The organism is Nisaea sp. (genome assembly GCF_039990255.1).
GTDB lineage: Bacteria > Pseudomonadota > Alphaproteobacteria > Thalassobaculales > Thalassobaculaceae > Nisaea.
The window spans coordinates 134714-147640 of the sequence record NZ_JBDXGG010000022.1 but is presented as its reverse complement, the minus strand read 5'-3'; the positions used below and the strand labels follow the sequence as shown (position 1 = coordinate 147640).

Genomic DNA, 12927 nt, shown 5'->3' with positions numbered 1-12927 from the left:
TTAATGGTGCGAATGCTTCGCAAGAAAGAAATACAGTATCTTACTCTAAAGATTGACCATTCGGGATTGCATCGCATTGATTGATGAAGTGCAAAAAGCCGAACAACTTAACCAGCTCAGCGACGAGATCGAAAAACTTATTGATCGCGTTGCTGATGATGTGAGGGAGCAGAGAGGCGCAGAGGAGGAGCGACGGGCGAGCGGATTTGTGATCTATCTGCTAAGAAACACCGAGAAAGCGCCGTTTCAAACTCTTTTGCTCAAGAAAGCGGGTATTGCCACGAACGATATAACCAAAACACACGGTTTCACGGCTCTCAAAGACTATTGCGAGCGCCTCAGCTTGCAGGCACGCGTCGAAGATGCCGTCAGGCCGTCTCGTGACTATCTCAATCCATGCCTTGGTATTATCGTGGATGGTTGGCCATGACGATTGTTGACCTAAATGTCACCTTCGGGGGGCGCAGTATAGTCCGTTTATCGGTGGCCCTGTACCGATGGAAAGAAATCTGAGTCGATGACGCCGGAAGAGATCCTTCAAGCCATTGAGAGCCATGAGCGTTGGCTCAAACGCAAGCCGGGTGGCGTGCGCGCAGACCTGTCCGGCCTTGAAGTTACCGGCTTTCAGCTTGCACGCGTGAACCTCCAGTCAGCGCGTCTGTCAGGCGTAAATTTCGCCAACACGCTGCTGGCCGGTGCCGACCTCAGCTACGCAGACCTGTTTTGTGCCAATCTGGATGATTCGGATCTGACGAACGCCGTCCTGATGCGCGCCGATTTGCGCGGTGCGAGCATCAGGGGCGCCAACCTCGGCGGCGCCAATCTGAAAGAAGCCGACATGCGCGGCGGCGCAATCATCAACGATCTTACGGGCGAGCGTCCGACCTTTATTCGTGCTGACGCGTCCTCCGCCACCATGGATGATGCTGACATCAATAACGCCAACCTGTCAGGGACCAACCTGTCAGATTCCAGCATGATCGGCGCCAACCTGGAGAACACCCTGCTCTGCGGTGCAAACCTCAGTGGCGTGAACCTCGAAAATGCAAATCTGACCGGCGCGGACCTGTCCGGCGCCAATCTTGCCAGTGCAAAGATTATCGGTGCCAATCTAAGGGGGGCGAACCTGCGCGGCGCCCTGATTTCGGAAACCAGCTTTGCCGGGTCCGATCTCAGCAGCGCCATTCTCGAACGCGTTAATCTGTCGACAGCAAATCTCAACGGCGCACAGTTGGTGACGGAGTCCGGAGATCGCAGCCGCTCCCTCCGAGACATCGTCAACGATCATGAACTCTGGATACGCGAACAGGGGCGCGGCGGCACTCGCGCGCAGCTCGCCGGAGCCAACCTGAAAGATGTTGATCTAAGCGACATTAACCTGTCTGGCGCGGACCTGCGCGACGTGGATTTATCCGGCGCCAAGATGCGCCGCGCGCAACTTGTGATGACCGATCTCACAGGCGCCAAGCTCGTTCGTGTCGATCTTAGAGATTCCGATCTTTCAGGCACCAAGCTGGTTTCGACCGACCTGACGGATGCGCAACTGAATGGCGCACTGCTTTTTCCCGTGGAACTGAAGGATGCTAACGGGAATCCAACCGGACGGTTCTGGCCGTCCGACCTAGAAAGCGCCCTGCTCCGCAATACGGATCTCTCAGGCGCCAAATTCAAAGGCGCCAACCTTACCGGAGCAGACATGATGGGCGCCAGGACAGTCAGCGCCCAATTTACGGACACTGACCTCGACCAGGCACTGACTGACGCCTGAATCTGCTCAAGCCGTTTCCATCACGGCTTTGAGTGCTGTCAATGCCACCTCAATCCCGCTGCGTGTGACATCGATATGAGTCACAGCCCGCATCCGTCGCGGCCCCATAGCGCCAATTCGGACCTGGTGCTCACGCATCAGGCGCTCGGACAGTCCAGCCGCATCGAGAGCTGGTGCTGTGACATCGAAATACACCATATTGGTTTCTATCTCGTCGAGAGCGACGGCCAACCTAGGGATCGACGCAATTCCTTCGGCAAGATAGCGGGCGTTGGCGTGGTCTTCAGCGAGACGGTCAATATGATGATCAAGAGCATAGACGCCGGCAGCGGCGATAATCCCGGCTTGCCGCATCGCTCCGCCGAACTGGTGCTTGAAAAGCCAACTTCGATCTATGAACTCGGCGCTGCCAGCCAGGACGCCTCCTACCGGACAGCCCAGGCCTTTCGAGAGATCGATCCAGAGAGAGTCACACAAAGCGCCATAGGAAGCTGCCGGCGTCCCCGATGCAACAACCGCGTTCAGTAAACGTGCACCATCCATGTGAACCTTGAGCCCATGCCCGCGCGCGCAATCGGCGACGTCTGCGACAGTTTCGAGCGGCCAGACCGCGCCGCCACCGAGATTGGCTGTATTCTCAATATTCACCAGCTTCTGACGCTGTCCATGGTGGCCGCGCGGTGCGCGGATAACTGTCTCCAGCTCGGCTGCATCAAAGATGCCGCAGCGCCCCTTCAGAGTCCGGACCATGGCGCCCGCCAATGCCGCAGGTCCGCCCGCCTCGAAATGCAGCGCATGGGCGCTTTCTTCGAGAATGATCTCCTCTCCCCGATCGACCCAGACCCTGTAGGCGATCTCGTTGCACATAGTTCCGGACGGGAGAAACATCGCGGCTTCAGTGCCGAGCAAAGCAGCGACACGCTCACACAGCAGATTGACAGTCGGGTCCTCCATTGCCTGCTCGTTACCCACTTCGGCCTCGGCCATGGCCTGCCGCATCGCCGCGCTCGGACGCGAGACTGTGTCGCTATAAAGATCGACAGCCGGTCGACTTGCTTCGTTCGTCATAATTGATACGTTTCCTCTACCGGCCGCCTAGAGCGACGCGCCCATTGAATGATCAAACTACAGTGCCAACGTTAGAGGGCCGGACCAGGTAGCGAAAGAGACGGGACTGAACATGGCCGAAACAAATCCGAACAACGGCAATCAGGTGGCCAGGCAGCGCCCACTTCCTTTTTCCTTGGAACTCTCGGAGAACGACCGTCTCGCCGTCCACATCGTCTATGGACTGTATGGAGCAGCGATCGTTTTCGGCCTGCCATCCCTGTTCGGAGTGATTCTCGCGTATCTGAAACGCCCTGATCTGGAAGAAACAGATTTGGAGGGGCACATCACCTGGCAGATACGAACTTTCTGGATACAGGTCATCACCATCGTTCTGACGGCTGCCCTTACCGCGACCTGGATACTCATTCCCTTTGCCTGGCTGATCGGTGGCCTTGGCTGGCTCTGGTTCGTTTACCGGGTCGTCAAAGGCTGGATCCGGCATTCTAACGAACAGCCGATAAAGGACCCCTACGCCCTGTTCTGACTTTGCATTTTGCTCCCGGCCAGGTTCATAGCCAGCAGAGATACTTCCTTGGTCCCGCCTTCGGTCTCCTGACGGCCCACTTCGGTGAAACCGATCGTCTGATGAAAGCGCATTGAGCCCTCGTTCGGCGGCCTCAGATTCACTTCGCACGTCAGCCGCTCCGCACGGCCTGCCGCGAAACCGGCAAAGTCCTCATAGAGCTTCCGGCCGACGCCAAGCCCGCGCGCCGTGGGCGAAACCACGATGCGATCAACATAGAGAAACGAAGCGTATTTATCGCTAAACCACCGATAGTTGAGGCTGTCGTAGGGGCGTCCCGGCAGAAAACCGATGAGGAAACCCAAAATCTTGTCATCGTCCCTCGCGACACGAAAATAATCCGCCGCCTCGAGGAACCAGATAAAACCGGCCAGATCGATGCTGTTGACGTGCGGAATCTCGGCTTCGTTCAGAATACCGACCAGGGCGAGGTCTTCTCTCAGAGCGTCTTCTAAACGCATTCTACGTCCTTTTTTGAACAGTCATGGAACGGCGGAATTCTGCGCCTCTACAAGTCAACTCGGTTCGCCGATACGCTCAGTGTCGCAAATAGATAAATTCTTTGACATCGGCATTATGCGTTGCTCATGATGACTATTAATGAACGAAACGCAGCGTCTTCATGGCCATTTGAACACGAATGTTTGCTATGCAGACAGTGTTGAATCTGCGTTCGCAGTCGAACAGTGAAAATAATACAAATTGAACAAAGCACATTCACACGTTCGATTTAAGAGGATCTGAACAGGAGGCAAAATTCCGGCAGGAATGTTCCGAGTGCATTGGACATCTGCTGCAGCGCAATTGAGCATTACTGGCCATATTTACCCTAAAAACGACACTTTGGTTGTCGCTATTAGAGCATTATGATCCGTGCCAGGCGTGCTTCGGCGCACCACTGCAAAACAGGGAGATAGATATGAACAGGGAATTGAAGGACCGTTCCGGACGGCCACTGCACCAGATGGTCAGCAGTTGGGCGGCCGACACAAAAAAAGGTAAGATGGACCGGCGTGAATTCCTCGCGCTCGCCAGCGCGTTTGGCGCGACAACGGCCACCGCTTACGGCCTGCTTGGCATGGCTGCACCGAGCACTGCACAAGCCGCAGGCAAGAAAGGCGGCACGCTGAAGGTTTCCATGTCTGTTCGCCGTGTAGTTGATCCACGGATCTTTGACTGGTCTGAAATGGGCAACGTCGCGCGGCAGGTTTGCGAGAACCTCGTGTCCTATACATCGGCTTACACTTTCGAGCCGGCACTGCTCGAAGGCTGGGAAGTCAACGACTCCGCGACCGAATATGTCCTCAAGGTTAGGAAGGGCGTTACTTGGAACAATGGCGATGCGTTCGATGCGGATGACGTCGTCTTCAACATCACCCGCTGGTGCGAGAAGGACGTCGAGGGCAACTCGATGGCCGGCCGTATGGCGACCCTCATAGACCCGAACACCAACAAGGTGCTCGACGGTGCAATCACGAAGGTCGATAGCCACACCGTCAAGCTTACCTTGCCGAAGCCTGACATCAGCATCATCCCGGGCATGACCGACTATCCCTCCCTGATCGTGCACCGTGATTTCGATAAAAACGGCTCCGATCTGTCCGCCAACCCGGTCGGCACCGGTCCGTTCGAGCTCGATAGCCTCGAAGTTGGCGTTTCCGCTCGTTGCGTGCGGCGTAAAGACGGCAAATGGTGGGGTGGCGAGGCTTATCTCGACGCCATTGAATGGACCGATTACGGAACCGACCCGGCGGCCGAGGTCGCGGCCTTCGAAGCCGGCGACGTTCACGTCAACTACCAAACCACCGCCGACTTCGTTGAAATCCTCGACAGTCTGGATCTGAAGAAATCGGAAGCGATCACTGCGGCAACCATCGTTGCCCGCATGAACGTTTCCAACAAGCCCTATGACGATGTTCGCGTCCGTCAGGCCCTTCAACTCGCCGTCGACAATTCCGTCGTCCTGCAGATCGGTTACGGCGGTGCCGGCAGCGTGGCGGAAAACCACCATGTCGGCCCCATGCACCCCGAATACTTCAAACTGCCGATGATCAAGCGAGATCCGGAAGCCGCAAAAAGGCTTCTGGCCGATGCCGGTCAGTCCGATTTCGAGCATGAGCTGATATCCATCGACGATGACTGGCGGAAGAACACCACCGACGCCATCGCCGCCCAGATCCGCGATGCCGGGATCAAGATCAAGCGGACGATCATTCCCTCATCCTCCTTCTGGAACAACTGGACGAAATATCCGTTCTCGACCACCAACTGGAACATGCGCCCGCTTGGTGTGCAGGTTCTGGCACTGGCCTATCGTTCAGGCGAAGCCTGGAACGAAGCTGGCTGGTCCGATCCGGAATTCGACAAGACGCTCGAAGAAGCCCTGTCAATTGCGGACGCCGACAAACGGCGTGCGGTGATGGAGAAGCTGCAGAAAACGCTCCAGGATTCAGGCATCATCATCCAGCCGTACTGGCGTGCGCTCTACAAGCACATGGCCGAGTCCGTACAGGGTGATGCGATGCACCCGACCTTCGAGATGCATTTCGAAAAAGTCTGGCTCGACGAAGCCTGATCCGACATTGACGAACCCGCCCCGGCCTGAACCGGGGCGGGTTCTTAACTCCCGAAAAGGGAGGTTAAGGGCAAACAAGGCCCGCCCGGAATAGGGCACACGGGGGCAATATGCTGATATTTATCCTAAGACGGCTGGGGGTCATGGTCGCGACCATGATCTGCCTGACGTTCGTGGTTTTCTATCTGGTCAATCTCGAGCCAAACCTGAAAAAGCTCGCGCTTGAACAGAACAACAACCGCATGACCGAGGAAGCCGTCGAAAGCTGGCTGCTGAAGGAAGGCTACAGACGGCCTATCCTGGAGCGCTATGCGGAGTGGATAGGCAACGCCGCCATAGGAGATTTCGGGGACTCGACCCGGTTCCGCAAACCCGTCGCCGAGGTCCTCGCCCCCCGTATCGGTTATACTGGAACCCTGATGTTCTGGGTTATGGTCACCATGGTGCCCTCGGCCCTCATCATTGGTGTCCTGGCAGGAATGAGAGAGGGATCGAAAACAGACCGGAGCCTCTCGGTCGTGGCAATTGCCTCGACGGCGACTCCTGAATACGTCTCAGGCATTCTCTTTACTGTTTTGTTCGCGTCCTGGCTCGGCGTCCTGAAAGGCGTCTCGAAAGCCGGCGGCATCGACTTCAATAATTTCGCACTGCCCGTGATGACCATGGCGATCTATGGCATGGGATATATCGCCCGGATGACGCGTGCCTCAATGGCCGAGGTCATGACAGCGCAATATATCCGCACAGCCCGCCTCAAAGGTCTGTCATTCAGAGCCCAGGTCTTGCGGCACGCGCTGAGAAACGCGCTGATAGCCCCCTTCACCGTGATCATGCTCCAGTTTCCCTGGCTCCTGACAGGTGTCGTCATCGTCGAAAAGCTTTTCAACTACAAAGGCTTCGGATGGACACTGGTGGAAGCCGCGGACAATAACGACATTGATCTGCTGCTCAGCTGTTCATTGGTGTCGGTCGTCGTTGTGCTGCTCACGCAGCTCATTTCAGATATCGGGTACGCCTATCTCAACCCGCGCATTCGCGTGAATTGAGGGGGGAGATAAGGCAATGCTGGACTATATTGGATTCTTCGAAATCTGGGGAACAGTGATCAGCCAATTCTGGCCGGTCTGGCTGTCCCTCGCAGTCATCCTCTCCGTCAGTTATTACTTCCGCCACAGCCTGAACCTCTATGGCCGACTGTTCGACAGCTCCGTCGGTATGATCGGCCTTGTGATCGTGCTGTTCTGGATAATGACCGCCATTTTCGCCGATTGGGTCGCGGTTTTCGATCCGCTTCAACAGTTCGCCATGCTGAAACGCAAGGCACCCGGCGTGATCGATGCTGAAACGGGCAAGGCTCTACTCTTCGGGGCGGACAATCTCGGACGCGATCTATTCAGCCGCATGGTGCACGGCTCACGGTTTGTCCTCATCATCGCGCCGGCGGCAACAATGTTCGCCTTCATCGTCGGCATCACGATCGGCCTGCCGGCTGGCTATTACGGCGGCAAGATCGACTCGATCATGTCGTTCCTCGCCAATCTGGTGCTGGCCTTCCCGGTGATCCTGCTGTTCTATCTTCTGGTGACACCGGGTATCCGGGAAACACCAATCCCGACGGCCATGGCCGGGTTCTTCTTCATCTTCCCGATCATCTTCTTCAGCGTGCTGTTCTACAGCCGATATGCAACACGGCCGGGGCTTCTAACGGTACAGCTCATCTGCGTGCTTCTGGTCGGCGGCTGGCTCTATTCTGGACTCGTCTTCGACGCGGATCCGCTCAGCATCATCACGCTTGAGCCGAACGAGCTGAACATCTTCGCCTCAGTTGTCTTTGTGAACTCGCCCACGGTGTTCCGTATCGTTCGCGGCATCACCATGGACATCAAGACGCGGGATTATGTCGCCGCAGCCCAGACCCGGGGTGAAAACGCGTGGTACATCATGCTTTGGGAGATCTTGCCGAACGCCCGCGGACCGCTAATTGTCGATGCCTGCCTGCGGATCGGCTACACGACAATCCTGCTCGGTACCCTTGGCTTCTTCGGCCTAGGTCTGGCGCCCGAAAGTCCTGACTGGGGATCGATGATCAACCAGACAAGGGCCTTTATCCGGATTGTTCCGACCATCGCCCTGCCCCCAACCCTGGCCCTCGCAATTTTCGTCCTCGGACTGAACCTGCTGGCCGATGGACTGCGCGAGCAGTCGCTGAAAGATTGAGGGAGGCACGAAGATGACAGAACCGATCCTCGAGATTACGAACCTTTCGATCTCCTTCTTCGTCCGCGCAGGCGAAATTCCGGCCGTGATGGACTTCTCCTGCAAGGTTATGCCGGGTGAAGCCATGGGCCTCGTCGGAGAGTCCGGATGCGGCAAGTCCACGGTCGCCCTCGGCGTCATGCGGGACCTCTCCAATCGCGGAAAGATCACCGCCGGCTCGATCAAGTTCAAGGGGCGCGAGTTGACCACCATGAGCGAGAAAGAGCTGCGGAAAATCCGCGGCTCCGAGATCGCCATGGTCTATCAGGAACCGATGGCCAGCCTGAACCCCGCCATGCGGGTCGGCAAACAGCTCATGGAAGTGCCGATCTTGCATGAGCAGGTCTCGGTGGACGAAGCCTATGACCGGGCCCTGGAAATGATGCAGGCCGTGCGCCTGCCCGATCCGGAACGGATGATGGATTCGTATCCACACCAGCTTTCCGGCGGCCAGCAGCAGCGCATCGTCATCGCCATGGCACTTCTGTCCAAGCCGGCCCTGCTGCTTATGGACGAGCCGACAACGGCGCTAGACGTGACGGTTGAAGCCGGCATCGTCGAAATGGTGAAAGAGCTCGGCAGCCGGTTTGGCACCTCCATGCTGTTCATCTCTCACAATCTTGGCCTCATTCTAGAGACATGCGACCGGATCACCGTGATGTATTCCGGCGAGGCCGTAGAAACCGGGTCCGTAAAAGACGTCTTCGACCGGATGCGGCATCCCTACACCCAGGGCTTGTTCCGCTCAATCCCGCTGCCGGGCGCGGACAAATACTCTCATCCTCTCGTCGCTATTCCGGGCCAATTGCCATTGCCGCACGAACGGCCAAAGGGCTGCAACTTCAGCCCGCGCTGCTCCTACTTCGAAGCAGGAAAATGCGATCTTAGCGAAATCACGATGCATGATACTGGCCTGGAGGGCGCTCATTTCTCGCGCTGCGAGCGCGTGGCAGAGATCGATTGGGACACTCCGCTCAAGCATGATGGTGTTGTCGAGGCGACGGAGCCGGGCGAAACAATCCTCAAGATCGACGGCCTGAAGAAGTATTACGAGGTAGCCGCGAACCAGATGTTCGGCGGCGGTGAAACCCGCGTCGTGAAAGCGAACGAGGAAATCACCTTTGAGGCGCGCGAGGCGGAGACAGTTGCCATCGTCGGCGAGTCCGGTTGTGGCAAGTCTACGCTTGCCAAGATTCTACTTGGCCTGGAAACCGCGACAGAAGGCACGGTCACCCTCGGCAACACCGAAATAGGAAGCACCGATATAGGCGACCGGAGCACCGGCGCGATCAGCTCCATTCAGATGGTTTTCCAGAATCCCTTCGACACCCTGAACCCGAGCCACACCGTTGGCTCCCAGATCATCCGTACACTGGAGCGCTTCGGAATCGGCAACAATCCGAAAGAGCGCGAAGACCGGATGCTTGAATTGCTAGACCTCGTCAAACTGCCGCGCGCGTTCGCCAAGCGCATGCCACGTCAGCTTTCAGGCGGGCAGAAACAACGGATTGGTGTGGCCCGCGCCTTTGCCGGGGCGCCGAAAGTCGTCGTCGCGGACGAACCAGTCTCCGCGCTCGACGTCTCCGTTCAAGCGGCCGTGACGGAGTTGCTGATGGATATTCAGCGCGCCTCTCGGACGACCATGCTCTTCATCAGCCACGATCTTTCTGTTGTGCGCTATATCGCAGACCGCGTGGTCGTAATGTATCTCGGCCATATTGTGGAACAGGGCACGGCCGAAGAAGTCTTCGCGCCGCCCTATCACCCTTACACCGAGGCCCTACTTTCGGCGATCCCGATCGCAGACACCAAGGTGGTGAAGAAGCATATCGTGCTGGATGGCGACATCCCGTCCGCCATGAACCCACCGTCCGGATGCCCGTTCCAGACCCGTTGCCCGCATAAGAGCGAAGTGCCTGGGAATATGTGCGAGACGGATCTTCCGGCAACGCGGACACTGAGTGGCGGTCATCGGGTCAAGTGTCACCTCACCGACGACATCCTTGGCAGGATGGAACCAGTCGTCGCGCTCGCCTGAACCGGCCCATTGAGACCCAATGAGTTCCTATAGAAAAAGCGGGCGGCCAAGTGCCGCCCGCTTCTCTTGTTCGATGGCGTGTTTCCAGACCAATGGAGCTGTTTAGGAGTCGCCCGGCAAAGCCTGGGAGACGGACTTCACCATTTCAGTGATGCGCTTGCGCACACCGACATTGGTGATGTTGTAGTAAGCACGAACCAGCTCAAGCGTTTCACGCCGCGCCATCGGATCGTTCGGCTTGTCTTCATATTCAGCCGTCGTCGACCCAGACCGGACTTTACGCGGCGAATTCGCCGCCGTGTCGTCCGTCATATCATCGAAGAAGAAGCTGACGGGAACGTCGAGGATCTGTGCGATATCCCAAAGCCGGGATGCGCTGATCCGGTTGGAGCCGCGCTCGTACTTCTGGACCTGCTGAAAGGTAATGTTCAGCGCTTCGCCCAGTTGTTCCTGGCTCATGCCAAGGAGCGTGCGGCGCAACCGAACACGCCGTCCAACATGGACGTCAATCGCGTTGTTATTCGTTACGCGATAGTTCGGATCATCACTACCATTCAATGCTTGCTTTGCTGCGGCCATTCTCAGTCTCTAGCGGTTGAGTGAAGTTGGTTCTCAGTCACATCATTTAAATATAGGACCGAGCGTGCCGGGTTTCTACAACGCCTCGGTGTTATTTCCAACAAAAACTAAAGGATTCGTGGAATATTATCTGGTGACGATCAAATCAATGCTAAAGAAAATTAACTATATTCCTTAACTAGACCTAAAACTTCGACTTACAATTCAAAAATAACGAAAATTACTACTAATTTATGTTTGATTTTCCGTCTTACTGGGGCGAATAGCCTGATATAGCTCAATTTTAACGAAAGTAGAAATCAAAACAAGATAGTTGAGAAGCTTAAACGATCATTCCTTCATTCTGATTTACATCACCTCTCATTCCAAATGCGACCACCACTCTTAATGTTCTGTCGCCGCATGGCTAGACAATTACCCCCTGAAAATGGGCACCATTACGGCAGTAAAAAGGTCTTTTTTGGAGACATAAAACACAATGACCGACGCCCCGAGCCGAACAAGAAAGCGCGAACGAACACGAAAACGCTCGGATTCAGGAAGCACGGCCCGGAAAATCAAGCAGGCAGAATGGCGTCGGCTTCGCTCTCCTTATCCGCCAATGGGCATCGTCTCGGAGGATGAACTGGAGGCGATTCACACCGCATCGCTCCGTATCTTGAGCGACATCGGGATAGACTTCCTCGATGAGACCGCTCGCGGTGTTTTGAAACAGCACGGCGCCGACGTCGAAAAAGGTTCCGAGCGCGTCCGTTTTGACCCAGACATGATCCTACAATATGTCGCCAAGGCTCCGTCAGAGTTCACACTACATGGCGGCCGACCAGAGCGGGATCTCGTCTTTGGCGGTAACAATCTCAACTTTGCCAGTATTGCCAGCGCCCCGTTCTGCAGCGACCTCGAAGGTGGACGCCGGGACGGCAACTATGCCGATTTCCAGAATTTCGTCCGAATGGGCCAGACCGCGAACATCATCCACCTGTTTGGAGGCTATCCGGTCGAACCGGTAGACCTGCCGCCGCAAACCCGGCACCTGGATTGCCATTACTCCTTCCTAACCCTGTCCGACAAGGTCCATCACGCCTATTCACTTGGCCGACAGCGGCCGAGCGACGCCATCGACATGCTATGCATCGCTCGGGGAGAAACCCGCGACAGCATCGTCGAGCGGCCAGGAATGCATTCCATTATCAACACCTCCTCCCCGCTCCGGGTCGACATACCGATGCTGCAAGGCCTTACGGAGATGAGCAGTCACGGCCAGGCTATCTGCGTCACGCCCTTCACACTGTCTGGAGCGATGAGCCCGGTGACAATCTCGGGCGCCCTTGCCCAACAGAACGCGGAAGCCCTCGCGGTGATCGCCTTCACCCAGATGGTCCGGGCCGGAGCTCCGGTGATCTATGGCGGGTTCACTTCGAACGTGGATATGCGCAGTGGTGCCCCCGCCTTCGGGACGCCGGAATATGCCAAGGCCGCTTTCGTTGGCGGGCAGTTGGCACGGAAATACGGCCTGCCCTATCGCTCCACGAACGCCAACGCCTCGAACGCCGTCGATGCGCAAGCAGCTTGGGAAAGCATGATGTCACTCTGGCCGGTCGTGCTCGGGCACACCAACCTGGTGATGCATGCAGCCGGATGGATGGAAGGAGGCCTTACCGCGTCCTTCGAGAAGTTCGTGACCGATCTCGAACTCCTTCAGGGGATGGCCGCGTTCCTACAACCGCTGGAGATCAACGACGCAACCCTCGGCCTGGAAGCCATCCGCGATGTCGGCCCCGGCGGGCACTTCTTTGGCACGGCGCACACGCTGGAACGCTACGAGACAGCTTTCTACGAGCCGCTGCTTTCGGACTGGCGCAATTATGAAAATTGGGAGGAAGCTGGCAGCCCCGATGCACTGACACGGGCGAACAGGACCTACCGCGCCCTGCTGGAGGAGTACGAGGCCCCGACCGTGGACCCCGCTATCGACGAAGAGCTGAAAGCCTACATGGCCAAGCGACGGGAAGATCCCCACATCGAAATGTAATCAAATGAAAGCGGCTGCATTCAGTCAACGCAGCCGCTGTTTCGTC

General features: G+C 56.8%; 11 protein-coding genes. 8 read left to right on the top strand and 3 right to left on the bottom strand.

Annotation, left to right across the window (positions count from 1 at the left end):
• The first annotated feature begins 76 nt into the window (after positions 1–76).
• A complete protein-coding gene (locus ABJ076_RS20040; RefSeq protein ID WP_348192986.1) occupies positions 77–430 on the top strand; it encodes a hypothetical protein in 354 nt (117 codons plus the stop codon).
• An 87-nt stretch (positions 431–517) separates the two neighbouring features.
• Positions 518–1768, top strand: a complete 1251-nt coding sequence (locus ABJ076_RS20035; RefSeq protein ID WP_348192983.1) for a pentapeptide repeat-containing protein — start codon at positions 518–520, stop codon at positions 1766–1768.
• Positions 1769–1774: 6 nt separating this feature from the next.
• Here ABJ076_RS20035 and ABJ076_RS20030 read toward each other — a convergent pair whose 3' ends face one another.
• Positions 1775–2836, bottom strand: coding sequence for a GntG family PLP-dependent aldolase (locus ABJ076_RS20030; RefSeq protein WP_348192980.1), 1062 nt, complete (start codon positions 2834–2836; stop codon positions 1775–1777).
• Positions 2837–2948: 112 nt separating this feature from the next.
• Here ABJ076_RS20030 and ABJ076_RS20025 point away from each other — a divergent pair, with 112 nt between their 5' ends.
• Entirely contained in the window at positions 2949–3362 is a 414-nt protein-coding gene (locus ABJ076_RS20025) for a hypothetical protein (RefSeq protein WP_348192977.1), read from the top strand.
• On the opposite strand, the gene ABJ076_RS20020 is transcribed toward ABJ076_RS20025, so the two are convergent.
• On the bottom strand, positions 3347–3862 hold the full coding sequence (locus tag ABJ076_RS20020) for a GNAT family N-acetyltransferase (RefSeq protein WP_348192974.1): 516 nt from the start codon (positions 3860–3862) through the stop codon (positions 3347–3349). The two genes, ABJ076_RS20025 and ABJ076_RS20020, sit on opposite strands and share 16 nt — an antisense overlap.
• A gap of 458 nt (positions 3863–4320) precedes the next feature.
• Here ABJ076_RS20020 and ABJ076_RS20015 point away from each other — a divergent pair, with 458 nt between their 5' ends.
• The 4 genes from ABJ076_RS20015 to ABJ076_RS20000 all read left to right on the top strand — a co-directional run bounded on the left by ABJ076_RS20015 (position 4321) and on the right by ABJ076_RS20000 (position 10270).
• Positions 4321–5976 carry an ABC transporter substrate-binding protein gene (locus ABJ076_RS20015; RefSeq protein WP_348192971.1) on the top strand — a complete coding sequence of 552 codons (1656 nt, stop codon included), beginning with the start codon at positions 4321–4323 and terminating at the stop codon, positions 5974–5976.
• A gap of 110 nt (positions 5977–6086) precedes the next feature.
• Positions 6087–7022, top strand: coding sequence for an ABC transporter permease (locus tag ABJ076_RS20010; protein ID WP_348192968.1), 936 nt, complete (start codon positions 6087–6089; stop codon positions 7020–7022).
• A 16-nt stretch (positions 7023–7038) separates the two neighbouring features.
• Positions 7039–8193 (top strand): ABC transporter permease, encoded by a 1155-nt coding sequence (locus tag ABJ076_RS20005; RefSeq protein WP_348192965.1) that lies wholly within the window; start codon positions 7039–7041, stop codon positions 8191–8193.
• Between the two features lie 13 nt (positions 8194–8206).
• Entirely contained in the window at positions 8207–10270 is a 2064-nt protein-coding gene (locus ABJ076_RS20000) for an ABC transporter ATP-binding protein (protein WP_348192962.1), read from the top strand.
• A 102-nt stretch (positions 10271–10372) separates the two neighbouring features.
• Here ABJ076_RS20000 and ABJ076_RS19995 read toward each other — a convergent pair whose 3' ends face one another.
• The gene (locus ABJ076_RS19995) at positions 10373–10849 is read right to left on the bottom strand and encodes a helix-turn-helix transcriptional regulator (RefSeq protein WP_348192959.1); all 477 of its coding nucleotides are present in this window, start codon (positions 10847–10849) and stop codon (positions 10373–10375) included.
• Between the two features lie 478 nt (positions 10850–11327).
• Here ABJ076_RS19995 and ABJ076_RS19990 point away from each other — a divergent pair, with 478 nt between their 5' ends.
• Entirely contained in the window at positions 11328–12881 is a 1554-nt protein-coding gene (locus ABJ076_RS19990) for a trimethylamine methyltransferase family protein (RefSeq protein ID WP_348192956.1), read from the top strand.
• Positions 12882–12927: the final 46 nt, after the last annotated feature.